This window comes from Acinetobacter sp. SW-226, from assembly GCF_055632855.1.
Genome location: NZ_CM145752.1, coordinates 333,187 through 357,117 on the forward strand (window position 1 = coordinate 333,187; position 23,931 = coordinate 357,117).

The 23,931-nt window shown below is 40.9% G+C and carries 23 protein-coding genes; 10 read left to right on the top strand and 13 right to left on the bottom strand.

Annotated elements, in window-relative coordinates; translation table 11 throughout:
- Positions 1–36: 36 nt before the first annotated feature.
- From ACZ8ZH_RS01545 to ACZ8ZH_RS01555, 3 genes are all read right to left on the bottom strand, one after another.
- Positions 37–1,008 (bottom strand): esterase/lipase family protein, encoded by a 972-nt coding sequence (locus ACZ8ZH_RS01545; RefSeq protein ID WP_119063234.1) that lies wholly within the window; start codon positions 1,006–1,008, stop codon positions 37–39.
- A gap of 172 nt (positions 1,009–1,180) precedes the next feature.
- Entirely contained in the window at positions 1,181–2,164 is a 984-nt protein-coding gene (locus ACZ8ZH_RS01550) for an esterase/lipase family protein (RefSeq protein ID WP_404814577.1), read from the bottom strand.
- Between the two features lie 36 nt (positions 2,165–2,200).
- On the bottom strand, positions 2,201–3,235 hold the full coding sequence (locus tag ACZ8ZH_RS01555; protein ID WP_470247831.1) for a lipase secretion chaperone: 1,035 nt from the start codon (positions 3,233–3,235) through the stop codon (positions 2,201–2,203).
- A gap of 155 nt (positions 3,236–3,390) precedes the next feature.
- Between ACZ8ZH_RS01555 and truB the strand changes: the two genes are divergently transcribed.
- From truB to ACZ8ZH_RS01570, 3 genes are all read left to right on the top strand, one after another.
- Complete coding sequence (truB, locus tag ACZ8ZH_RS01560; protein WP_119063360.1) at positions 3,391–4,296, top strand: tRNA pseudouridine(55) synthase TruB; 906 nt, start codon at positions 3,391–3,393, stop codon at positions 4,294–4,296.
- Positions 4,297–4,329: 33 nt separating this feature from the next.
- The gene (locus ACZ8ZH_RS01565) at positions 4,330–5,097 is read left to right on the top strand and encodes a sulfite exporter TauE/SafE family protein (protein WP_119063232.1); all 768 of its coding nucleotides are present in this window, start codon (positions 4,330–4,332) and stop codon (positions 5,095–5,097) included.
- Positions 5,098–5,259: 162 nt separating this feature from the next.
- On the top strand, positions 5,260–5,718 hold the full coding sequence (locus ACZ8ZH_RS01570; protein ID WP_119063231.1) for a hemerythrin domain-containing protein: 459 nt from the start codon (positions 5,260–5,262) through the stop codon (positions 5,716–5,718).
- A 40-nt stretch (positions 5,719–5,758) separates the two neighbouring features.
- Here ACZ8ZH_RS01570 and ACZ8ZH_RS01575 read toward each other — a convergent pair whose 3' ends face one another.
- From ACZ8ZH_RS01575 to serA, 3 genes are all read right to left on the bottom strand, one after another.
- Positions 5,759–6,631 (bottom strand): EamA family transporter, encoded by an 873-nt coding sequence (locus ACZ8ZH_RS01575; RefSeq protein WP_119063230.1) that lies wholly within the window; start codon positions 6,629–6,631, stop codon positions 5,759–5,761.
- Between the two features lie 179 nt (positions 6,632–6,810).
- Positions 6,811–7,686 (bottom strand): EamA family transporter, encoded by an 876-nt coding sequence (locus ACZ8ZH_RS01580; RefSeq protein WP_119063229.1) that lies wholly within the window; start codon positions 7,684–7,686, stop codon positions 6,811–6,813.
- A 138-nt stretch (positions 7,687–7,824) separates the two neighbouring features.
- Entirely contained in the window at positions 7,825–9,057 is a 1,233-nt protein-coding gene (gene serA / locus ACZ8ZH_RS01585; RefSeq protein WP_086209011.1) for a phosphoglycerate dehydrogenase, read from the bottom strand.
- A gap of 364 nt (positions 9,058–9,421) precedes the next feature.
- Between serA and ACZ8ZH_RS01590 the strand changes: the two genes are divergently transcribed.
- The 5 genes from ACZ8ZH_RS01590 (at position 9,422) to craA (ending at position 15,325) form a co-directional block, all read left to right on the top strand.
- The gene (locus ACZ8ZH_RS01590) at positions 9,422–10,831 is read left to right on the top strand and encodes an FAD-binding oxidoreductase (RefSeq protein WP_470247832.1); all 1,410 of its coding nucleotides are present in this window, start codon (positions 9,422–9,424) and stop codon (positions 10,829–10,831) included.
- Positions 10,832–10,972: 141 nt separating this feature from the next.
- Positions 10,973–11,344, top strand: a complete 372-nt coding sequence (locus ACZ8ZH_RS01595) for a hypothetical protein (protein WP_119063228.1) — start codon at positions 10,973–10,975, stop codon at positions 11,342–11,344.
- Between the two features lie 93 nt (positions 11,345–11,437).
- Positions 11,438–12,868, top strand: a complete 1,431-nt coding sequence (locus tag ACZ8ZH_RS01600) for an AbiH family protein (RefSeq protein ID WP_119063227.1) — start codon at positions 11,438–11,440, stop codon at positions 12,866–12,868.
- An 87-nt stretch (positions 12,869–12,955) separates the two neighbouring features.
- A complete protein-coding gene (locus tag ACZ8ZH_RS01605; protein WP_119063226.1) occupies positions 12,956–13,846 on the top strand; it encodes a pirin family protein in 891 nt (296 codons plus the stop codon).
- 249 nt (positions 13,847–14,095) lie between these two features.
- On the top strand, positions 14,096–15,325 hold the full coding sequence (gene craA, locus ACZ8ZH_RS01610) for a chloramphenicol efflux MFS transporter CraA (protein WP_119063225.1): 1,230 nt from the start codon (positions 14,096–14,098) through the stop codon (positions 15,323–15,325).
- A 126-nt stretch (positions 15,326–15,451) separates the two neighbouring features.
- Here the strand turns inward: craA and ACZ8ZH_RS01615 are convergent, their stop codons facing one another.
- The 5 genes from ACZ8ZH_RS01615 to ACZ8ZH_RS01635 all read right to left on the bottom strand — a co-directional run bounded on the left by ACZ8ZH_RS01615 (position 15,452) and on the right by ACZ8ZH_RS01635 (position 20,863).
- On the bottom strand, positions 15,452–15,751 hold the full coding sequence (locus tag ACZ8ZH_RS01615; RefSeq protein ID WP_087527333.1) for a DUF3817 domain-containing protein: 300 nt from the start codon (positions 15,749–15,751) through the stop codon (positions 15,452–15,454).
- Between the two features lie 143 nt (positions 15,752–15,894).
- Positions 15,895–18,045, bottom strand: a complete 2,151-nt coding sequence (gene yccS, locus ACZ8ZH_RS01620) for a YccS family putative transporter (protein ID WP_119063359.1) — start codon at positions 18,043–18,045, stop codon at positions 15,895–15,897.
- A gap of 218 nt (positions 18,046–18,263) precedes the next feature.
- Positions 18,264–18,815, bottom strand: a complete 552-nt coding sequence (sodC, locus tag ACZ8ZH_RS01625; RefSeq protein ID WP_119063224.1) for a superoxide dismutase family protein — start codon at positions 18,813–18,815, stop codon at positions 18,264–18,266.
- Between the two features lie 144 nt (positions 18,816–18,959).
- Positions 18,960–20,081, bottom strand: coding sequence for an AI-2E family transporter (locus tag ACZ8ZH_RS01630; protein ID WP_162900251.1), 1,122 nt, complete (start codon positions 20,079–20,081; stop codon positions 18,960–18,962).
- Between the two features lie 137 nt (positions 20,082–20,218).
- Positions 20,219–20,863, bottom strand: coding sequence for a ParA family protein (locus ACZ8ZH_RS01635; protein ID WP_086209004.1), 645 nt, complete (start codon positions 20,861–20,863; stop codon positions 20,219–20,221).
- A gap of 123 nt (positions 20,864–20,986) precedes the next feature.
- Here ACZ8ZH_RS01635 and ACZ8ZH_RS01640 point away from each other — a divergent pair, with 123 nt between their 5' ends.
- On the top strand, positions 20,987–21,460 hold the full coding sequence (locus ACZ8ZH_RS01640) for a Holliday junction resolvase-like protein (protein ID WP_119063223.1): 474 nt from the start codon (positions 20,987–20,989) through the stop codon (positions 21,458–21,460).
- 73 nt (positions 21,461–21,533) lie between these two features.
- Here the strand turns inward: ACZ8ZH_RS01640 and ACZ8ZH_RS01645 are convergent, their stop codons facing one another.
- On the bottom strand, positions 21,534–22,160 hold the full coding sequence (locus ACZ8ZH_RS01645; protein ID WP_119063222.1) for a class I SAM-dependent methyltransferase: 627 nt from the start codon (positions 22,158–22,160) through the stop codon (positions 21,534–21,536).
- A 174-nt stretch (positions 22,161–22,334) separates the two neighbouring features.
- On the opposite strand from ACZ8ZH_RS01645, the gene ACZ8ZH_RS01650 reads away from it, so the two are divergent.
- Positions 22,335–22,895: a hypothetical protein gene (locus ACZ8ZH_RS01650; RefSeq protein ID WP_086209001.1), complete on the top strand. Its 561-nt coding sequence runs from the start codon at positions 22,335–22,337 to the stop codon at positions 22,893–22,895.
- 112 nt (positions 22,896–23,007) lie between these two features.
- On the opposite strand, the gene ACZ8ZH_RS01655 is transcribed toward ACZ8ZH_RS01650, so the two are convergent.
- Positions 23,008–23,877, bottom strand: a complete 870-nt coding sequence (locus tag ACZ8ZH_RS01655) for an IS982 family transposase (protein ID WP_470247925.1) — start codon at positions 23,875–23,877, stop codon at positions 23,008–23,010.
- Between the last annotated feature and the right edge of the window lie 54 nt (positions 23,878–23,931).

Consider the following 23,931-nt stretch of genomic DNA (forward strand, 5'->3'; position numbering starts at 1 on the left):
AAATGCGCCATTAGGCGCATTTTTTATGTTTAAGTTTTACAGCCCTTGAAGTTTTAAGCGATTAGCATGTTGACGATAGACATCAACAGGGTCTGGAGCAAAAATAGAACGTAAACCAAAGAACTGGTTAATGACATCTAAATGGTTCCAGTTATAGTTATCGCGAACTGTTTTGCCATACTTTGCACTACAGCGTGAGACCAAGCCATCGTTATCATTTGGTGTTTGCATGAGTAAACCTGTTGCACCTAATAATGAGTCTGGATCAAGAATGTTGGTTAATGTTGAGTTCCCCGAAAAAGAATAGAAGTAAATTCCTTTCTCCATGGCCGTACCTTCGCCACAGCTTGTTTTTGGCATACCTAAAGCATATTTTTGTGAAAATGCTTTTGATCCTGCTTGACTTAAACTTTTTCCTGCACCAAGTGCGTCATGTGGTAGAGAGTTAGGGTCTTGCTGCTGTGCCCATACAATCGCCTTAGATCCAAAATTAATCAGCGCCACCAATGGCTGTTCCAATGGGGTTCCTTGTGCAGAAATAATCAGATCTGCAACAGGAGAGCCTTTTAAAGGGCTGGAAATAGCCGTTGCTGAAGCAATTTTATTGGAAGCAACATTGGAGACATAGGCAATGCTATGCCCACCATGGCTATGACCAAGCAAATTAACTTTAGCGGCGCCTGTAATGGCTAAAACTTCATCAACTTGTTGTAGTAGTTGCTCGCCACGAACCTCAGACGTGTTAAATGGAGAAACCCGTGTTGCCCATACATTTGCACCGTTACGGGCTAGGTCAGGCAAGATTTGATACCAATAATCCACACCCAGCTCATCCGTACCTGCACGAATCCAACCTCCCATGCCATGTGCAAAGACTAAAGGATATTTGGTCTTTGCGTAGCTAGAGGCAACATAGTTTGATTTAATTTGCGAAGCAGCCGCATGAGTTTGTGTTGCGGTCAGTGCGCAGGTCGATAGCAGTCCAGCTATCAATAGTCCATATTTCATTGATCATCCTCATTTTTTATTTTTTTGGCGACAATTTAAGTTGTCAAGATGAGTATAAAATGTGCGCTGTCACAGCGAGAAGAAATCCGATTAAATTAAGTACAATTTGTAACTGGATAATTCATAAAGCGCTTCTCTTCAAAACGCATGGGGTTTGAAGAGAAGCATATAATTAAAGCCCTTGAAGTTTTAAACGATTGGCATGTTGACGGTAAACATCGACAGGGTCGGAGCTAAATAGACCGCGTAAACCCATCACTTGGTTGACTTCATCTAAATGATTCCAATCATAATCATCACGAATGACTTTACCAAAGTGTGTATTACAACGGGATACCAGCCCATCATTGTCTAAATTACCATATGCTAAAGGTCCTAATAGTGAGATTGCACTATCTGCGACATCTAAAATATTGGTGACTTGTGAAGTACCAGTCCAAGAGTAGTAATACACGCCATTACTTGAAGTTGCACCACTCTTATTACAGTCTGAGGCAAGCGCTGTGGTTGGGTATGTTTGATTAAAAGTACTAGACCCTTGTTCACTAATAGATGTCAGTGATGCGGTTAAGTTGCTTTTTAATGATGGATTGTTTTGACCATAGGCAATTAATGGGCCAATAATATAATCCGCAGCAAGACTGAGCAGTTGTGTTCCACCTTCATTGGCAAGAAGTTTATCTGCTACTTTCGAACCACGGAAAGTTGCTCCAACACCTGTAAGAGATGCTACATATTGCGGTTTGACTGCCTCAACATAGCGGATGGTAGGCCCACCATGACTATGCCCAATCAAATTAACCTTGTCTTTTCCAGTAATGGCAATCACTTCTTCAACTTGTTGTAGCAGTTGTTCACCACGTACTTCAGTCGATTCAAGCGGTGAAATTTGTGCAGCAAAAGTCGTTGCGCCATTTCGAGCTAAATCGGGTAAAATTTGATACCAATAATCAAGCCCAAATTCTGCAACGCCCACACGACTAAAACCAAACATCCCGTGAGTAAACAGGAGGGGATATTTTGTTTGTGCATAGGTACTTTTTACGGTTGCCGTTACCGTTTGTAGACCTGCGTTTGCTGTTGTTGAGCCGAGTCCAATACCTGCAACCAAGCTGAGTAGTGTCATTGTTTGTTTCATTATTTTCGTTTTAAACATTTTTTTTCATCCTGAAAAAAGTCGTGCCGTACAGATTTATTCTGCGTAAGGGAGTTTTCCCCCTGAATCATGAGTGGTTTCAAATGCTCCTAGTCGAAGTTGTTCTTGGGAATTGCTAAATTCTTGATCTCGAAGTTGTTGGATGGCTTGCTGTTGAGCACTTTGGCTCATGTTACTTTTTAAAATACCATCACGTTTTTCTAAGTAACTATTGACCCGAGATTTCCAGTTACCGCGATCTTGGTCAAGTTGCTCAAGCCGTCCTGTAGCTTCCACACCGACCAGATTGATGCGCATTTGACGTAGCTCTTCTACAGACCCGCCACGGGCTTTAATCTCTGAAGTGAGTTTGCGCAAATCTTCGAGTTTAGAAAGTTGTTCTAAATTCTCTTTCCAATCTTCTGGCAGCTGAGCAAATAATTCCTTCAGTTTTTGTGCTTTTTGTACTTCGTTTAATGATTTATCTGCCATGATGCTCATGCGATTTAAGGTGTACTCATGGTAGATATTTTCAGCACCAAATAAGCCTTCAATTTCATAGTCTGAAAAAAACTGGCTACGCAAGTTTTTCATGAGACCAAAAATCTTACGGTAATATTCAGGGTCTTCTTTACTTAGACTTGGTTCTTTTAAGCTACCCAGTTGCACACGGTAGTTTAGATAGCGGTTCCAGAGGTCTAAGATCTGTTTTAAAGCAGGTTCCTTATAGCCTTGCTCTATATAGGCTTTAAAATCTTGTTTAATTTGGTCAATATTTTTTTCACCGTACTGGGTAATAAAATATTCAAAGCAATTTCGTGTTTGCTCATTCACAATCAAATGATTACTTGGATCGAGTGCAAGTTGGCAATTCACTTCAGTGTCTTGCTGGCTATTGCTTACAAAAGGGAGTGCTGTGGAGGATTGTAATCCTGATTTGGTCAATGCTGCACTCATATCATGTCCTGATGAGCGCATGGTGCTTTGCTCGTTGCTTGAGCCATCTGTAGCATTTGGCGCAAGCCAAATTAAAAAGCCAAGCACGACAATAACGATGACTGCGAAGAGCAACCATAATTTCTTTTTTTGCATATCCTATGCCTAAACGTCCATATTGTATTTTTTATGATGTTCATATGACTGAACATGTTTTATTTTGCAATGAGAATGCAAATAAACAACAGAAAAGTTGTAAAAACTGATGAACGGTTGATAGTATGACGACAGCTTTAAGACATGTGTATGTTATGAAATCATCTACTTCAAAAATCCAGCGCCGTGCAGTCAATGGGGTATTTTTATTGAATAAACCTCTGGGGCTGAGTTCAAATGCGGCACTGCAAAAAGTACGTTGGTTGTACCGTGCGCAAAAGGCAGGGCATACAGGAGCACTTGATCCATTAGCATCGGGACTGTTGCCGATTTGTTTGGGTGAAGCAACCAAGTTTTCGCACTTTTTGTTGGACTCTGTGAAGCGCTATCAAACTACAATCCAACTAGGTCACAGTACCACCACAGGTGATGTGGAGGGCGAACGGCTGTTAGAGCAGGTTGTACCTGAGTTAAGCGAAGAGCTGATTGAAGCCATTTTGGCTCAATTTATGGGCGATATTCAGCAAGTACCACCGATGTATTCCGCTTTGAAGAAAGATGGGCGTCCTTTATATGAGTTAGCTCGTAAAGGAATTGAGATTGAGCGTGAGTCACGCCCGATTACGATTTATGCGATTGAGTTGCTTTCATTCACAGCAGAAAGCTTAACCCTTGATATTACTTGTTCCAAAGGCACATATATTCGTGTTTTAGGCGAAGATATTGCGAAAGCATTGGGTACTTATGGTCATTTGACTTATTTACACCGCATTAAAACGGGTCATTTTGATCTGATTCCAAGCTATAGCATCGAGTATTTAGAAAGTTTGTCTGAACAAGAGCGTGAAGCACTGTTGTTACCTGCGTATGCTCCTGTAGATCATTTTCCGAAAGTACAAGTTCCAGCAGGGCGCAGTGAATACTTCAGTCGCGGTATGGAAAGTAATATTGAGCATACAGCAGAAGCACAGGTCTTGGTTTTCGATGGAGAAAAATGCTTAGGTTTGGCTGAAATTACCGAGAAGAAAAGATTGGTTCCTAAACGTGTTTTAAATCTATAATCAAAATATATCACTTGGTAAAAAGGAAAGGGTGTGGATATTGACATTATTATCAGTCTGATCTTTTTTGCCTTTTGTGCAGGGGCAATTGATGCTGCTGTTGGTGGTGGCGGGCTGATCCAAATTCCAGCCCTGATGAATGCTTTTCCTTCTATGGCGCCTGCAACTTTATTTGGCACTAACAAATTGGCGGCAGTCGTGGGAACAGCGACTTCTGCAGTCTCTTTTGCACGTAAAGTCCGCTTTGAATGGAAACTTTTAGCAGTAGTCGCAGTTTGCGCAGCGATCAGCTCATTTGGTGGTGCTGCCAGTGTTGCGATGATTCCGAAAGAAATTTTACAGCCTTTTGTCTTGGTCATGCTGATTGTGATGGCGGTATATACCCTCATGAAAAAGCAATTTGGACAAGTCCATATGGCACAACAGGTTACACCGAAAATTTTGCTTTTAGCAGGTGTTGGTAGCCTAGCCATCGGTTTTTATGATGGCCTGTTTGGCCCTGGTACGGGTAGCTTCTTTATTTTCTATTTTATCCGATATTTACGGGTCGACTTTTTACATGCAGCAGCACTGGCTAAAATTGGTAACGTAATGACCAATTTAGCTGCTTTGAGCTTCTTTATTCCCTCGGGTCATGTGCTCTTTGTCGTTGGTGGTTTCATGGCGGTGGCGAATATGATCGGGTCAATTTGTGGCGTAAGAATGGCGCTGAAATATGGTAGTGGCTTTATCCGTATTTTATTCCTCATCTTAGTTACGATTCTGATTTTAAGGCTCAGCTATCAAATGTTCTTTATGTAAAGACACAGTAGATTCATTCAAACTTTTATTACAAAAAGCGTGCAGACCATGACCTGACTTTTCATCTTTTTTGTTTAATATCAATAGAGCGTGCTTAACGCTGTGTAGAGATTCTTTGCAAAAAAAAGAGATGTTTTAGCTTGAATTGGACTGGAGCATAGAATGAATATATTTGAAGCTTTAAGAGAAAGTCATGTCATACAACGTAATTTGGCAGAACAATTGTTAAGTACCTCGGGCGATACGCCAGAACGCCGTGAGCTATTTGAGCGCCTCAAAAATGAATTATTTGCTCATGCTGTTGCAGAAGATCGTTATTTTTATATTCCTTTAATGATGACCGATTCAGGCCTCAACATTACCCGTCATGCTTTGGCAGAGCACCATAAAATGGATGAGCTATTGGAACAACTGACCGAGATAGCATTCTCAAATCCAAGTTGGTTGGCAATTGCAAAAAAACTATCGGAAACTGTACATCATCACTTACAAGAAGAGGAACATGGTTTCTTTCAGCAAGCCGGAAAAATTTTAGCTGACACGCAGAAGATAACACTTGCGGAGCAATATCAGCGTGAATATAGAAAATATAAAAAAATCGACAAAGACAGCTTGGCCTAAGGCTGTTTTCAAATAAAGTACGATTGTGATCTTTGCTGATTTAGACGCTTTCATCTGTGTCAGATTTAGCTCTAAATGTCACGCCGACAGAGGCCACCATAATGCAAAGCAACGCTAAGGTTTGCCACAGGCTAATTTGTTCTTTGAGTAACAACCAACCAGCCAAAGCGGCTAAGGCCGGGGATAAACTGGAAAGAGTACCGTAGCTGAGTTTACTCAAGCGTTTTAAGGCCATGAGGTCTAGGGCGTAGGGAATTGCGGTTGCCAATAGGGCAATCAATAAGGCTTTGGGCCAATATTCGGTTTGCATCAAGGCTGTTGGATTATGTGAGGCACTGATGGGTAACAGCAATAAAGCTGACATCACAATTGCAATACTGAGAGCATGCATGCCGATATTTTGACGGACGACTTTTTGCCCAAAATAGATATACAGTGCCCAGCAGGCTCCTGCCGACACTGCAAATACTGCGCCTAAAAAAGAAAAATTACTGGCGTTGGCCTGATGCCACGGCACCATGAGTGTAATGCCTAAAATGGCCAATCCGACCCAAATATAATCACGCCGTTGCTTGATCGAGAGTAGTGCCAAAGTCAGAGGACCTAAGAACTCTAAACCGACGGCAATACCTTGAGGAAGTCTACCTAGCGAAGCGTAAAATAAAATATTCATGAGGCATAAAGCTGCTGTATAGCTGAGTAAATCTTTCCATTTTAAATGCGGTAGGCGTTTGATAATGCTCCATGAGCGGAACATCAGCACAATTAAAATTGCGGCAAAGCACAGTCTAAGGGTCACCACGGTGAGGGGATCCAGCACTGCAATCAACTGCTTGGCAAAAGAAGCACTGATTTGATAGGACAGCATGGACAAGACCATGAACATCACTGCCATCAGTTGAGAATTAGGCATCATGCATGCATCAGGTCATGGTGACCTGTTATTTTTAGAAGGTGGATTAGTATAGCGATTTCGCTCTGCATGGGGATGCGAAATCAGCTGAATTTTTTTAAATGCAACAACATGAATTTAAAAATAATGTCTACGCAGGCATGATGCTAATTTTTAAATTCAAATATCACTAAAGATCTTCACTGTGGGATTTGACGTGCTTTTTGCGCGGTATAAGTACAACCAATGGATGCCATGATAATGACACTCAAGGCAAGCCACTGAGACCACAGCAGTTTCTCACCTAAAAATACAAAACCAGATAGTGCTGCAATCGCAGGCTCTAGGCTCATGAGCGTGCCGAAGCTTAAAGCGGTTAAATTGCGCAGTGCAATCATTTCCAGACTAAACGGTAAGGCGCTGGCTAAAACAGCTAAGGCAATAAAATAAATTAGATTTGAGGGTTCAAATACATTTGCAGATAGACCGCTGAACAGTGCGAGAGGCATTAATATCAGCATACCGACAAACATGCCTAAGCATACGGTATGGTTGCCTGAAATACCCGATGGGCGCTGTCCCGCCACGATATACAGTGCCCAACATGCACCTGCACCTAGTGCAAATACAATCCCAAGAAGGTCTAAAGGTTGAGCTGCTTGGTCGAAAGGAAACAGTAAAACCAAGCCTAAAATAGCCAGCCCGACCCAAACAAAGTCAAAGCGTTGTTTGGCATAAAACAGCGCGACACTGAGTGGGCCAATAAACTCAAACGATACTGCAATGCCGAGCGGCAGGCGAGCAATGGATAAATAAAACAATAGGTTCATGCCTGCCAAAGCAAAACCATAGCTGATGATGGCCTTGTATTTAACTTGCTTAAAGTCAATCTGCCAAATTTTAAACAGTACGGCCAAGATGATTGATCCCAACAGCAAGCGCATAGCTGAAACGGTTAAAATGGGAAATTGATCGAACAAGACTTTGGCCAGTGAACCACTACTTTGCAAGCTGAGCATTGCAATTAGCAATAAAAAGGTCGCTTGGAGGTGGGGAGTGCTTTTTAGATTTGGCATTATTAGAATACTAGATAGGGAAGTGAATACTTGGAAAAAGTAGCGGAGTATGTGCTCAGATTACACATAAAATTTTAACAAGTATTCAAAAATAAAAAAACCACAGCTTGGCAGCTGTGGTTTTTAAATACAGTTGAATTAGAACAATACGCGAACGCGGATTGTGCCTTCAACGTCTTGTAGAGTATCTAACGCTTCTTGAGATGCAGTTGCGTCTACATCCATCACCAAGTAACCGACATCACCTTTGGTCATGAGAGACTGACCTGAGATGTTGATGCCGTGCTCAGCAAACAAGTTGTTGATTTTTGACAACACGCCTGGCACGTTTTTGTGGATGTGAAGTAAACGGTGTTTACCTTCAGTCAATGGTAAAGCGATTTCTGGGAAGTTTACTGCAGATAAAGTCATGCCTTTATCTGAATAAGAAACAAATTTCTCAGCCACTTCTAAACCAATGTTCGCTTGCGCTTCCATGGTTGAACCACCCACGTGAGGGGTTAAGATCACGTTTGGAATGTTACGTAGTGGAGAAACGAACTCTTCACCATTGGCTTTTGGTTCTTTCGGGAATACGTCAACCGCAGCACCAGCCACATGACCTGATTTCAAGGCATCTGCTAAATCTTCGATAAGTACGCATGTACCACGTGCAGCATTGATGAAGATTGAACCTTCTTTCATTTGTGCAAATTGGTCTTTACCGAAGAAGTTGCGTGTAGACGGAACGTCTGGTACGTGTAAAGAAACCACGTCAGCATTTGCAAGAAGTTCACCCATAGAACCGACTTGACGCGCATTACCCAAAGGCAACTTGGTCACTGTGTCGAAATAGATCACTTTCATACCCATGCTTTCAGCAAGCACAGAAAGTTGTGAACCGATTGAACCGTAACCGACGATCCCTAAAGTTTTACCACGCGTTTCAAACGAACCAACAGCTGATTTGTTCCAACCGCCTGCATGTGTATCTGTTGATTTTTCAGGTACACGACGAAGAAGAAGAATTGCTTCAGCAAGTACAAGTTCAGCCACTGAACGTGTATTTGAGTAAGGTGCGTTAAATACTGGAATACCACGAACCATCGCAGCATTTAAGTTCACTTGGTTGGTACCAATACAGAAACAACCGACCGCGATTAATTTATTCGCAGCTTCAAACACTTCTTCAGTGAGTTGTGTACGGGAACGAATACCAATGAAATGTGCATCTTTAACCGCTTCTTTCAACGCTTCACCCTCAAGCGCAGTTTTACGATAGTCGATGTTGGTGTATCCGGCAGCATTTAGTGTGTCGATTGCGTTTTGGTGAACGCCTTCTAACAACAAGAAACGAATTTTATCTTTAGGAAGTGAAAGATGTTGGCTCATTACGGCTCCGCTACAAAGGCCAAATTTAGTGGCGATATAATAGCACGTACCGCGCTCGATATACATTTCCTTTATACAGACTCTATTGGGTATTTTTAGTCGCTATAGTGCGTAAAAAAGGCTTTTTGGTCTAATTAAATTAATCATTTCAAAGGTATCCTGAATAAAACAGCTTTTTCTGCGGGAAACAGAAAAAATGCCTTATAATATGACTCCGTGAAAATAACTCAGTTGCGCACTGCTACTGAAATCCTCACGAACTGCCTAAGCTTTAGGGTATGCAAAGACTGAAATCAAACACTTTCCCTGCATAGAACCCTAGCGCCACAAACAACTTGTTTACTTCTTGCAAGGTCTGAAAACGATGAATGCTCCAGTCGCTTTAACCCCAGAGTTATTGACCCAATTGACAGCAATTGTAGGTGAAAACCGCATTAAAACCGATGCGGATAGCCTTGAAAATTGGGGACGCGATCATACCAAACATTTTGATCCAAACCCGTCAGTCATCGTTTTTCCATCGAGCACAGAACAAGTGCAAGCGGTTGTAAAACTTGCAAATGAGTTTAATGTTGCAATTACACCATCGGGTGGTCGTACTGGCTTATCTGCCGGTGCAGTCGCTGCCAATGGTGAAATTGTGGTGAGCATGGACAAGATGAACCATATCTTGGAATTCTTCCCAGCAGACCGTATGGTTCGTGTCCAAGCAGGTGTGGTGACTGAACAGCTACAAAACTATGCGGAAGAGCAAGGCATGTACTACCCAGTGGATTTTGCTTCTGCGGGTTCGAGTCAAATTGGTGGAAACATTGGCACCAATGCTGGCGGTATCAAAGTCATTAAATACGGCATGACGCGTAACTGGGTACTCGGTTTAACTGTAGTCACAGGTAAGGGTGATGTGCTGCGTCTAAACAAAGGCATGATCAAAAACGCAACGGGTTATGCACTACAACATTTGTTCATCGGTGGTGAAGGGACACTGGGCTTAGTGACTGAAGCAGAAATCAAACTGGAACGCCAACCGCAAGACCTTCAAGTAATGGTATTGGGTGTACCTGATTTTGATGCTGTAATGCCTGTATTGCATGCTTTCCAAGCCAAAATTGACCTGACTGCATTTGAGTTCTTTGGTGAACTGGCAATGCAAAAAGTGTTGGCAAATGGTCATGTGCAACGTCCATTCGAAACCGAATGTCCATTCTATGTATTGTTAGAATTTGAAGCGCCATTTGAGCCAATTATGGACAAGGCGATGGAAATTTTTGAGCACTGTATGGAACAAGGTTGGGTACTAGATGGCGTGTTGAGCCAAAGCCTCGATCAAGTGGAAAGCTTATGGCGTTTACGTGAAGACATTTCTGAGTCAATTGCACCATTTACACCATACAAAAATGACATTTCAGTGTTGATTACGCATGTTCCTGCATTCATTAAAGAAATTGATGCGATTGTGGCAAGCAACTATCCAGACTTTGAAATCTGTTGGTTCGGTCATATTGGTGACGGGAACTTACACTTAAATATTTTAAAACCAGCTGACTTAAGCAAAGATGAGTTCTTTGCCAAATGTCAGGTGGTGAATAAATATGTCTTTGAAACCGTGAAAAAATACGACGGTTCAATTTCTGCTGAGCACGGTGTCGGTATGACTAAAAAGCCATACCTTGACTACACCCGTTCGGCGGAAGAGATTGAATATATGAAAGCCTTGAAGCAAGTTTTCGATCCAAACGGCATTATGAACCCGGGTAAATTATTCGACCTTTAAGTTCGAATTGGGTTTCAAAAGCGCATCCATGGTGATGCGCTTTTTTTATGGTTGATGGGACTGAATTACATTTACTAAATAGTGTAATAGACCTAAAAAAGGCATGATGGACTGATAAATAATGAATTTTGGGTGGGATTTATGTTGCGTCTTATTTTAGCTTCAGCCGTATGTGTGGGATTATTGTCAGGTTGTGCGACGACCAAAGAGTTAGTAAATAAAGTCGGTTCGTCAGATACACCGTTGGCTCAGGTACTTAAAGAGCGTCCAGATTTGCGTAATGAGTTGGCTACGGTTGAAATCCGCCAATACTTTAATACGGTGGAATCCCCAACTGCGGCAGAAGTCAAAGTGACAGAAACAGGTTTGTTGGATGACTCAGTGAAGTCGGTGCGTACTGTGTATAACTTTAAGTTGGTTGGTGGTGACTGGGAAAAAACTGCGACGAAAACCTCTTACCAATGTGCGCGTGGTAAAAACACCAAGAACTTCCAAACAATGAAGTGTGCATAATAAATCTTTGATTTATGGTTGAAATGTAGGCGAGTCTACCTCATAAAAAGCGTATCGTTTGATGCGCTTTTTTGTTTTTGGGATTTTATAAAAATGAATATTTTGATTGTTGGGAACGGTTTTGATTTGTCGCACTACTTGCCGACGAAGTACGATCATTTTATGTTGGTGATGAAGGCTATTGAGAAAAAAGATTTAAATAAACCAATCAATGATGTTTTGTATTCTCCATTTGAACATCCGATACATCTTATAACCAAGTACTTCAAAATTACTCATGCACTTGATCAGAAGTCATATCAAATGAATTTTGAGCAATTATTTTCTGAATTTAAGCAGTCTAGGGACATGGAGTTTATTCATAAAACGAAGGGAAATTATGATGTATCAAGTATTTATTTAACAGCAGTACAAATTTATGAAATTCAAAACAAATTAAAGAAAAATGGTTGGTATCAATATTTTAAAAATCATGTTGAGGAAATAAAAACTTGGATTGATTTTGAACAGAAAATTGAAGAAGTACTGATTGTATTAGCAAAAAGTATAGTTCAAATTGAAAAAGTAGAAATGAATATAAATGATCAATTTGACTTGTTAGATATTCTAAGTAAAAAACATATTGATACGTTAAATTTTTTTGGTTTTTCAAATAATGTCGGAGGTACAGTCAAAATTGGAGGAAGAGTTACAAATATACAAAGAGAAGCTTATATAAGTGCGAAGTTTTGTCATGGGGAAAATATTGATAATGGGTTTAGTGCGACGGCATTCCTTGATTTTTTACAGCAAGAATTGGAAGATTTTATTCAAGTATTTAACTTATATCTTGAATTGATTGTGGATAAATTATCATCAATCAATAGTATTTCTCTTGAAACTGATGGATGGACTTATCCTGATAAAATTTTTTCATTCAATTATACTGATACTTATCAGCGCCTTCATAATTCTGTGAATGTGGAATATTTACATGGTAGTCATGGAGAAAATCAAAATATTGTTTTAGGTATTTCTGATTTAGATGATGTGTCTTTGAAGAAGCTTAAGGCATATGGTTTTACCAAATATCATCAGAAACTTTTTAAAGATACAGATTACATATTCTTAGATGAGTTCAAAAGAATAATAGAAGATGGTAAAAAGGAGTTTGATGCTGATCTTAAATTGATGAGCGCAAATGCATTAAGTGATATAAGAACAAGATCTATAAAGAGAGGGTTAGGTAGTAATGCTACTACTTTAGATTTGAACTTTATAATTTGGGGACATTCACTAGATGTCTCGGACAAGGATTATATTGTAGATCTATTTAGCTTAAATGATGATATAGATCGAAATGTTCGCATTACAGTCTATTACTTTGGTAAAACTGGAAAGTTTTCATTACTCAATAATTTGCTGGCTATTTTGGGTAAAGGTAAAGTTGAGCAATGGATGAAAAATAAATGGCTTTGCTTTAGGCCTAACCCAGAAATTAAATTTCTCGCTCAAGAGAGCCCAGATGTAGATCAGGCATCCTAAATTTAAAACACAATAACTCATCTAGCCTATCGAACAGGGTTGTTTGCTAGGCTATGATCAAATTATTCAAATGATAAGCAGAATAAAATGAAAACCCTTGCTTTTATTCACTCAGAAAGTACACGTTCTGCTGTAGGCGACTTTGCTCCAGTCATCTCCGTGTTTTCACACTATGAACTAGGGAATTCGGTCTCACCTTTTCTATTGCTGGATCATATCGGCCCGAGTTATTTACAGCCGACCCAGTTAAAAAAAGGCGTGAGTGAACATCCGCATCGTGGATTTGAAACGGTGACCATCGTTTATCAAGGTGAGCTTACCCATCAGGACTCTACAGGCGGTGGCGGTGTGATTGGCGCAGGGGATGTACAGTGGATGACAGCAGGGGCTGGAGTACTGCACGAAGAAATATTTAGTGAGGCATTTTCTAAAACAGGCGGGGCATTTGAAATGATCCAACTGTGGGTCAATTTGCCTGCAAAAGACAAAATGAATCCTGCACGTTATCAGCACTTGAGTCGTACCATGATTCCAGAACTGGAACTCGCGCAAGCTCAAGGAAAGGTCAGGGTGATTGCAGGGACGTATGAAAACCAGACAGGGCCTGCTCAAACACATAGCCCTATGACCGTGTTGGATGTGCAACTCACAGCAGGGATGAAAACGGTTTTACCCGCATTGGAAGGCGAAACGACACTGCTGTATATCCGTAGGGGTCGTCTTCAGCTCAATAGCGGAGAAATGATAGAAGCACAGCAGATGGCGGTCATGTCTAATCATGACGAGCACCTTGAAATACAAGCGGTACAAGACAGCGCTTTTTTATTACTCAGTGGGCAGCCTTTAAATGAACCGATTTATGGACGAGGTTATTTTGTCATGAACACCTTCACCGAAGTTTTACAGGCGTATGAGGACTTAAAACAAGGGCATTTTATCGCACCTCGTATAAAATCCAATGTGACAGATGAAACTTAAAAAAGTAACAATACAAACTGATGCAACACTGCTAAAATAGCTTAACTGAGCTTTGTCGGTGTCACCGCTCAGTCTATTTTAATAACACCTTTTCTAAAAACGCTTTGTGAATACAGCGTAAAACCAGTGTGCATTTCTCGCACCCATTACATTTTTTATTCAATTTTACAGTGCTTGCCATTGGGCTTAGTCGTCTCTCCCGCCAACGGACTTCGCTCAGGCTTGTACGCATTTTATATGTAGATAACAATGCAAAACGTACAAACTTTAAAGTTAAGCCGTGCCACATTGATGTTTCCTTTGGCATTGGTTTTATTCGAATTTTCAGTCTATATCGGTAATGATTTAGTCCAACCTGCCATGCTCGCCATTACCCAAGATTTTGGGGTCAGCAGTGCATGGGCACCATCGTCCATGTCTTTTTATTTATTGGGCGGTGCCTGTGTCGCATGGTTGCTTGGGCCGCTTTCAGACCGTTTAGGCCGCAAAAAAGTGCTGCTCTCGGGTGTGGCATTTTTTGTGCTGACCTGCCTTGCAATTTTACTCACTCAAAATATTGAGTCTTTTTTGGCACTCCGCTTTTTACAAGGTGTGGGGCTGTCGATGATTTCTGCGGTGGGTTATGCCGCAGTACAGGAAAGTTTTGAAGAGCGTGATGCTATTAAAGTCATGGCTCTTATGGCGAATATTTCTTTGCTAGCACCGTTACTTGGTCCTGTGGTCGGGGCATTTATGATTGACCATGTGTCATGGCATTGGGGTTTTATTGGCATCGCCTTTTTGGCTTTTTTAAGTTGGTTTGGTTTAAAAGCCAAAATGCCTGCGACACAGCACAGTATTCCTAAAAAGCCACTACGTTATATATGGGATGATTATAAAACGGTCTATAAAAATAAGACTTTTTTGGCGCTCACCTTTGGTTTGCCTATGGTGGCCATGCCATTGATGTTGTGGATTGCACTGTCACCCGTAATCTTGGTCGAGGAACTTGGCTTAAGCAGTATGCAATATGGCTTGGCGCAGTTCCCTGTCTTGGGTGGTCTCATTCTAGGTAATATTGTGCTGATTAAAGTCATCGACAAAATGGCACTGGGTAAAACCGTGTTACTCGGTTTGCCCTTGATGTTCATCGGTACGCTGTTGGTGGTGCTCGGCACGATTTTCCAAAGCTATTTCTTACCGTTATTGATTGTGGGGATGACTTTGGTGAGCTTTGGCGAAGGTATTAGTTTTTCAGTGTTATACCGCTTTGCGTTGATGTCATCTGAAGTGTCCAAAGGGACAGTTGCCGCAGCCGTTTCGGTCCTGATGATGTTTACGTTTTTCTTTGTGATTGAACTGGTGCGTATGGCGTATGTGGAATTTGGTCTTTGGGCTTATAGTTTGGTCTGCCTCATTTTAATTACCCTGTGGTTTAGTTTTCCTCGTGTGACCGTGAAGAAGTTGATACAAAGCCGTCTTGAGAGTGGTGTCTACTAAGATTTTATTTGTTGCATTCAGCTAAGTTCACATAATAAAAAAGCGCACATTCATTTGAATGGGCGCTTTTTTATTATGGCTTTAAAACATCCTTTTAAAGCCAGTATTTAAAAATGGTATTAAAACTCAGGCTTCCGCTTGCTCAGGTTCTAGTTTTTTAATTTTGGCATCAAATACAAAAGGCCCAAAGGGTAGAATGGATGCGATCAAACCTAGAATAAACATCTTCAAAGACCATTTTTGCTTTTCACAGACTACAAACAGCACGATGAGAAACAGGATAAATAATACGCCATGCCCCATACCCACGTATTTGACTAGGATCGGGTTATCAAAGATGTATTTCATTGGCATCGCAATAAATAACAACAGTAAAAAAGAAATCCCTTCTAAAAATCCTACAACACGTAATGTCTGAATGTTCATGGTCAAAAATCTATGAGAATGAAGCTCGAGTGTACTCAAGAATGAAAGAAAAATGAACTATTTAAGATACATAGCCAAGCTGAGCCATTTGGGCCAAATTGAAACACTTTGAGGGCTTCGGATGACATGGATTATTTAATGACTCATTTAATATCTCGGGTGAGTAGTTCGGTTTTCAATTTGAGCAATTCTGGTAGGGTTTCCAGTAGTAGGCTGATTTGTTTGAGGACCAAGTGCAAGTGCTGACTCATTGTTTCTTGTGTATTTAAGTGTTTGATCTCTGCCAATTTCTGTTGAATCTCTCGCTCGGGTAAGGTCTTATGCTGAAGTAGTACGTCATTCAGCGTGCTTTTACACCAGAGCATGAGTTCCAGTACTTGGTTGTCTTGTACCAGTTCACGATGGCTGCCCAAAGCAGAAATATAGCTGAGTTGACTGTGGCTATATACCAAGTAGCGAAAAGCATGGTGTATCAGTTCTGGGTTTGGATTCGGTTCAGTACTGAGACTAGAAATCATGCTTGCAAGTTCAGTTTGGGCATTGTGTGCAGCACGCCGTGCTCCGCGATAAGCCATGCTATTGTTTTTGCCCTGTTGGTACTGTTCACAAATGGCATCAAAATAGTTGAGGGTGCTATCAGAAGCTTTTTTTATGGTGTTGGAAATATTACGAAAGTCCCAATCAGGCCAGATGAAACTGACCGCGAACCACGCAATGGCGCAACCCATTAGAGTATCCATGATCCTCGGTAAAATAATGGCATAGCCTGCACCTTTTAAATTAAAAATCAGCAGTACCATGAGTGTTGCCATCAGGGTTGCCATGGCATATTTCTTGGAACTGAGATAGAAAAAGCACACCCCAAAAATAATGGTCAGCAGTAACTGTCCTTCAATACTTGGGACGAAATACAGCAGTGGAATCCCTAAAACAACGCCCAAAATAGTGCCTAAGGTTCGCATTTTTAAGCGGCTTTTGGTGGCAAAGTAACGCATTTGGCAAACAAATAAGCTGGTGAGCAAAATCCAATAGCCATGTTGGGCAAAAGGCAGAAGAGAAATGCCATAACCCACAGCAAAGACAAAGGCGATACGTACCGCATGTCGAAACAGTGCCGACTGCGGGGTGAGATGTTGGCTGAGTTTGAGCCACAGATCGTGCCAACCATGAATATCATCATCGTATAAGTTGAGGTTGTCGATGTGTTCTTGATAGCGTTGCTCTTGGCGTAATTGCAGTTCATTTAAGTGTTGAAAGCGTTCATGCACATTGTCTAAGTTATTTAAAATCAGTTGTAGATTTTTGACTTCAATATTATGTGGATTGTCTCGAATCCAGTCTTGCATCGAACTGTGTAAATTCAGCAATGCTTGATTCGTATTGGGATCTGACACATAGATTTGATTGCTGAGAATACAGCGTGCCAATGCCTGACAGGCAAGGGCCTGCAGCCGAATATTTTTTTGAATACGGAAAATAAGATCTGTACGGCTGAAGTTCTGATGTAGCTGTTCATAGTGTAAATAATTAGAGCTGGCTTGCTCATGAATGTCTTGAGCCAGAAAGTATAAATTCAGCCAATAAATCGTCTTTTGGTTGGCACGTGAGGCCTTTAGTCGAGTGAGCAGCGAACTTTTGGTGCTATTAAAGCTTTGAATAATTGTGCTGTTTTGTAAGGATAAGTCGTAGAGTAATGCTTCAACATTGTTTTGATTATCAGGGTCAAACAAACGTGCTTTGGCATTGAGTAAATCTGCAATTTGCTTAAAACAGTGTGCTAGATTGTCCTGAACGGCCAAAGTTGGCTTTAGCAGATAAAACACAATGGCGGTACAGCCATACCACAATGCGCCCAAGACAAAACAACTGGGTTGAAAGTACCAAACTGAATATTCTCCTAAGCCAAACATGCTGTATAAGGAGAGTAAAATGGTGCCAAAGCTCATCGCTGCATAGCGTTGTCCAAGTGCCCCCAGTAAGATAAAACAAGCACTAGAAAGTGATAAGTAAATGATGAATATGAATTTATAGGGATGCAGGAAATCTAAAATACTGCTGACACTAAAGAACAGCACGCAGACATAGACTAGGTTTCTGAGACGAATACTAAGTCGGTCATCGAAGTCTGTTAAGGCAGTTGCAATCGCACCTAAAGTCGTCGGTACGATCAGTTGTTCCAGTCCTAAAAAGTAGAGCCCTAAGGTTGTACCACTCAGCACGATAAAAATTTGCAGGCAATACATAAAAATTGCATTGGACTGAAAAGATTGAAACCACTGGCGAAAATTATTCACGATGTCATTGTCTAGGCTTGATTTTATTTTGCTTTTAGCCTGAACGTTTTTTAGCATACTGTCAATTTAATGCGATTGAACATCACATGAAAAAGAGAGTAAAAAGCGATAAAAACACAGCAGAAAATTCATCCGCTGTGCTATGTGTATAAGTCAGAACTTATCCACAGAAACGAAGATGAAGCACTTTTTGTTTACATGCTAAGGATGCGATAGATTTATTGAATTACACCACAGGCGATACGATCGCCACCACCACCGAGTGGTTTAGGACTATCTGAGTAGTTGTCGCCACCTGCATGCACCATCACCGCTAAACCTTGTATGTTTGCTAAACTCAAACGAGGTGCAAGTAAATTGACTTTCGCATTACCTGCTGAGTCGACATTCAAGATGGGTAAATCACCCAGATGACCGTTGAGCGGTGTACCGTGGTTGGGTGCTTTTTCGGGGTTAAAATGTCCGCCAGCAGCTAAAGCTGCAACTGGTTTCCCTTCTTTTTCAGCCACATCACATGAGCCTTTTTCATGGATGTGAAAACCATGTGGGCCCGGCGGAAGCTGGCTTAAATTGGTTTGAATAACTAGGCCAGCAGGGCTGTCAGTAAAACGAATGGTACCAATTTTTTGTCCCACACCTGCAGTTGAAACCGCATGAACATCGACATTTTTGACCATCGTGTTACTTTCAGTTGGAGTCGTGCTACATGCCACAGTCCCTAAACCAATCAACGCCATGAGCGTACTTAGTTTTAAAGTAGAAGACAACATATTAGATCCTTTTTCCTTAAAATTCAGAACCATTCAAACAAAGGCAAGGCTTGGGTTCAATGTTCTCCGTACAGTGTTTTTGTATCTGACATAAAAAAACGCATGCTCTCGGTGAAAGCATGCGTTTAAGTTATTTCACTAAAGTTATTTTTTTGGCGTGTCCAATGGCTCTTCAGGTGGATCATAAGCCAATGTCGCTTTCGGCATCATCAAGGGTTCATTGACCTGCTCATGCAACCATTCACGCCAAATAGCTAACAGCACGGCTAGGATCACAGGGCCAATAAATAAACCGATCATACCAAAGCTGGCTAAACCACCTAGCACACCAAACATGATGAGCAAGAATGGAATTTGAGTTGCACCTGAGATCACCAATGGGCGAATCACATTGTCCGCTGTACTCACGACACAAACACCCCAAGCCATCACACCTATAGCCTCAATGGTTTGACCTTGTGAGAACAACCACAGTGATACGGCACTATAAGCGACAGGAGGGCCAAATGGAATCAACGCAAATAAGAAGGTAACAATGGTGAGTACCATTGGATTTGGAACACCTGCAACAAAGTAACTAATGCCTGCCAAGAGTGCTTGAGCAACAGCTGTAAGCCCTACACCATACAGCACGGCGCGTGTTGTTTCAGAAATGGTATCTAAATAGTGATGAATACGTGGTCCAATCACCATTTCAAGTGCCTTGCTAACCTGACTTAAAATGGTTTGTCCATCACGGTAGAAAAAGAATAAAGACATGACTGCAAAGCAGAGTTTGAAAATATTTTTACTGATTTCACTGAGAACTAAACGACCATAGCTTAAGTGGCTTTGGAACCAACCTGAAACATTTTGTACGATGCTATTGGGGTCAGTATTGATTTCTTTTAAGGTCCGTGTGACTTCCTTACCGATAAAAGGTAAGTCACGGATAAATTGAGGCACATCTAAGTGACCAGAAAAGACCTGTTTTTGTAATTCGTAAAATAAGCTCCGACCTTCGTGTTGCAGCATAAAGATTGCAAAGGTCAATGGAATTCCGACTACCAATATAACCATGCTGATCATAATGGTTGCACTTAAAGTCGGACGCGGTCCACAGAGCTTCTGCACGGAGTGATATAAAGGCCATGTGATATAGGCAATAATCGCAGCCCAAAGCACAGGTACAATAAAGTATTTCAGGACTTGAAAGCTCAAATAGAACAGAATAAAAATCAGTCCAAATAACAATACTTTTTGTAAGGCTGGTGCGTATCGTTGCACGGTATTCACTGCTATATCTCTAAGGTCAAAGTCATATTAACTGAAAAAAATGCGAACGAGAATCTACCCTTGGTAAGTTCTCGTGAATTACAGAACATAAAAGCAGAGTTCATTGGCTTATCTTTATCTTCAATGCCTTAGAACCATGCACTTGGATCATCGACAATTGCATTGAGCAAAGGTTGCCATTGGCTTTGGATGGTTAAATAATTTTTTTGTGTTTTATCAAATATGCTTAAGCCTTGCATTGCCAATTGACCATACGCGGTACGCTCAGAAATCCATGCGATCGGTTGCTGTTCAATCTTTTCAAAAAAGTCTTGAATGTCTTTGGCACTGGCGCTGTTGGCTTTGACCCGATTGGCTAAAAGGAGAATTTGAACTTTACCTTTACGGATACGTTTAATCTCTTGCAAGTGTTTTAAAAAACGTCGTGTACTGTCAATATCAAAAAATGAAGGTTGCAGTGGGGTCACAATAGCATGTGCTTCACTCACCAGTTGTTCCGCATGTTCACCAGACAGTGCGCCTGGTGCATCAATAATTAAATATTCAATATTTTTAGGGACTTCACCAATTGATTTTTCATGACGCCAATCCAAACTTTCAATATGTGCTACGTGGTCAGGGCGTTGTTTTAACCACTGACGGGCAGACTTTTGATTATCAGCATCGGCCAATGCGACCTTATAACCTTTCTGTGCAAGTGCTGACGCTAAATTAATTGCGGTTATCGTTTTGCCACAGCCACCTTTTTGGTTTGCAATTAATATCGTTTTCATGACCTTAAATGATTTTATTCTGCTCATCCCTAGCATATCATTCTTTTGTGTGCTGGATATGACACATGACCAAAGTTATAAGCTTAAATCTTGCTAGCAGTAGCACAAAATTAGGAAAAAACCATGTCCATATGGATGGCAATGTTGATCGGTGCAGTAATTGGTGTGGTCTTGACCACCCTTATTTTAAGTCACAGCCGAAATGGACGCATCAAAGCAGAATATGAGCGCTACATTGCCGAATTAGAATTAGAGCATCAGCAGGCTTTGGCTCAAGCACAAAAGCGCAGTGTCAATACCAGTCGTGCAGTGTTGAAAGGCAAAATGGCAGAGCAACTGGCACCGATTATGCCACAGTTTGAATACTTACCCAGTGATGCTAAATTTTTGGGAGATCCTGTCGACTATGTGGTGTTTGATGGTTATACCGACCTGCGTGATGGTGAGGGGAGAGCGGAAGATATTGAAATTGTGCTTATTGATATTAAAAGCGGTGGGGCGAGGCTGACCAAAGGACAAGTGGCCATTGCGCAAGCGATTCAAGCAGGGCGAGTTCGTTTTGAAACGGTACGCATCGACTTTGATACGACGGAATAAGCCAAGTAGCAACAAACATGTCCATTCAATTGAACAACTTCAAATACAGCATGATATGAATATTGCGATTATCTTAATTGGGTTTTTGCGCACGAGCAAAGTACATCAGTTGTCCGAGTTTCGGGATTCCCTCAGCATAAAAGTAGTGTTGTTCTATCACATTAAATCCTGCTGCTTTTAAGGACTGTTCAATATTTCGATTGAGATGGCAGCCATCCGCTAAACGCTTTTGCACAGGCGTGAGTAAGTGTTGTAGGCGCTGAATATACAGATTATTGGTGTTTAACACATGCTCCACTACATGTAAGGCACCGCCGGGTTTGAGCACGCGTAATATTTCTAGCAAAGCCTGTTCTAGCTCTGCAATACTACACAGCGTCCACGTACTGACTACATGTTCAAGGCTGTGGTCAGCAAAAGGCAACTTTTCCGCACGGGCTTGTACATGATGCACTTCAAATGCTGCTGCTTGTACCCGCTCTACAGCCAAATGATAAATTTCAGGACTGGGTTCAAGGGCATAGAGCGTATCGACATTTTGATAAAAAGGCAGATTCAGCCCTGTACCAAAACCAATTTCCAATACATCTCCCTGAATCGGTAAAAGTAGTTCGCGGCGCTTATCCATTAAACTGGGCACTTGCATGACCTGATTTAATATATGTGGAAAAATGTGTTGTTGATAATATTTATAAAGCATGATTATTTTGGGGTGCTGGTCTTCAGCTCTAGCCTAACTGAAAAATGCTCTAGCTAAAAGTAGACTGCATAATTCGTGCACAATGTTACTAAGTTCATAAGCTTCTTTTCAGGAAACTCGACTAAGATGAAAATTGATTCATATTTTCCTAGGTTGATGGGAATGAGGTTTGCAATGAAATCTAAATTTATCTTACTCAGTTTACTCTCAAGTTTACTGTTGCCGATTAGTGCCAGTGCCACTGTAGATTACAACATTGCTAAAGGTCTTGCACCAGCTTCAAAGGATCAATCTATTTCTGTGTTGAAACCGTTTAAAGGGGATTTTCGAATTTTGGGTTCAAAGACCTATTCGGAAGATGAGCAAGCCAAATTTTCACCGATAGACTATGCAGTGAGTTGGGGGTTATTTGCTGAGCCTGAAATTGCACGACATATTACTGTGAACCAATACGACCGTTATCTCAATTGGAAAATTGATCGCCTGCCTGTACCTGCTGAGCAAGCGATGCAGATGGTTTCGAATATGCACATCATTCCAGCCAACCCTGAAATTGCGAAACAAATTAAACATGTAAAACGTGGTGACTTGGTTCGTTTAAAAGGTGATTTGGTTGAAATCAAAGATAAAGATCTGGTCTGGACGTCTTCTTTAACCCCAACCGACACTGGCGATGGCGCTTGTGAAGTCTTTCGTGTCAGCTCAATCCAATGGATTGAACGGGTGAAAGGATAAGCCATAAATCAGGTTAAACGAGTTCTTCAGACTATGCTGTTTGACAGTATTGCAGGGCGGAACAAACCATATCGTCTTGCTCCACGTGAAACTTATTTAACCCGAATCCTGTTTAAGCCAATGATTCCACAACCCGAATGATTGGCTTGTTTTGATGACATAATTGGTAAGCACATAAAGAGGCATAAATACCAGCTAAATAGCCTTCAACACTTCTCGCGTTACTTGTTACCAAATTATATTTCCCTTTGAGCAAACTAAATAACGTTTCTATTTTGTTGCGCTGCTTTAGATAATATTCATCTTCTTTTGACAATTGAACTGCCTGCATGTTTTTACGATGATATGTAATTAAATCAATATCTTGTTCTTTAAGCCTAGCTTTTAGTTCATGACTAATATAGCCACGATCAGCATAAAGCTTTACTTTTAATCCTTCTACCAACGGTTTAACCATTTTGATGTCTGCTGTATGTCCATTAGATAAAACTGAGTTCGCAATCTCACCTGATTGATTCATCAGTAAATGTAGCTTACAACCAAAGAACCATCCCATTGAGCTTTTACCACGCGTTGCAATTGATGATATGGATTTATGTCGCTGAATACGCTGATTTTTACAGACTGGCAAAGTAGTTGAATCAATCCATAAATACGAACTTTGATGATCTTTCATCACAGCGAAATGCAAGGCATGTAAAGCGAGTTGATGTGTATTCACTAAATAAATCATGCGCTGATAACAGGGTAAACTTTTAAATAAATGGCTTTTGTCTTGTTTCAACGATGAGAAGAATGCTTTGAAGTTATTAAAATGAGAACATTTATACCAAATCGCAATGAAGATGATTTCTGAAATACTCAGTTGAGCGGTTCGAATTCTTAGACAATGGTTACATTCTTTAAGAAATTTCCAGTAAGTCGCTTCAAATTTTAAGAAGAAATCATCAATTACACAAAATAATTCTGTACTATCGAACATAAGGACTAGAGTTGTGAGTTTGGTGTGGTAACTCAACTGATAGCTCTAGTCCTC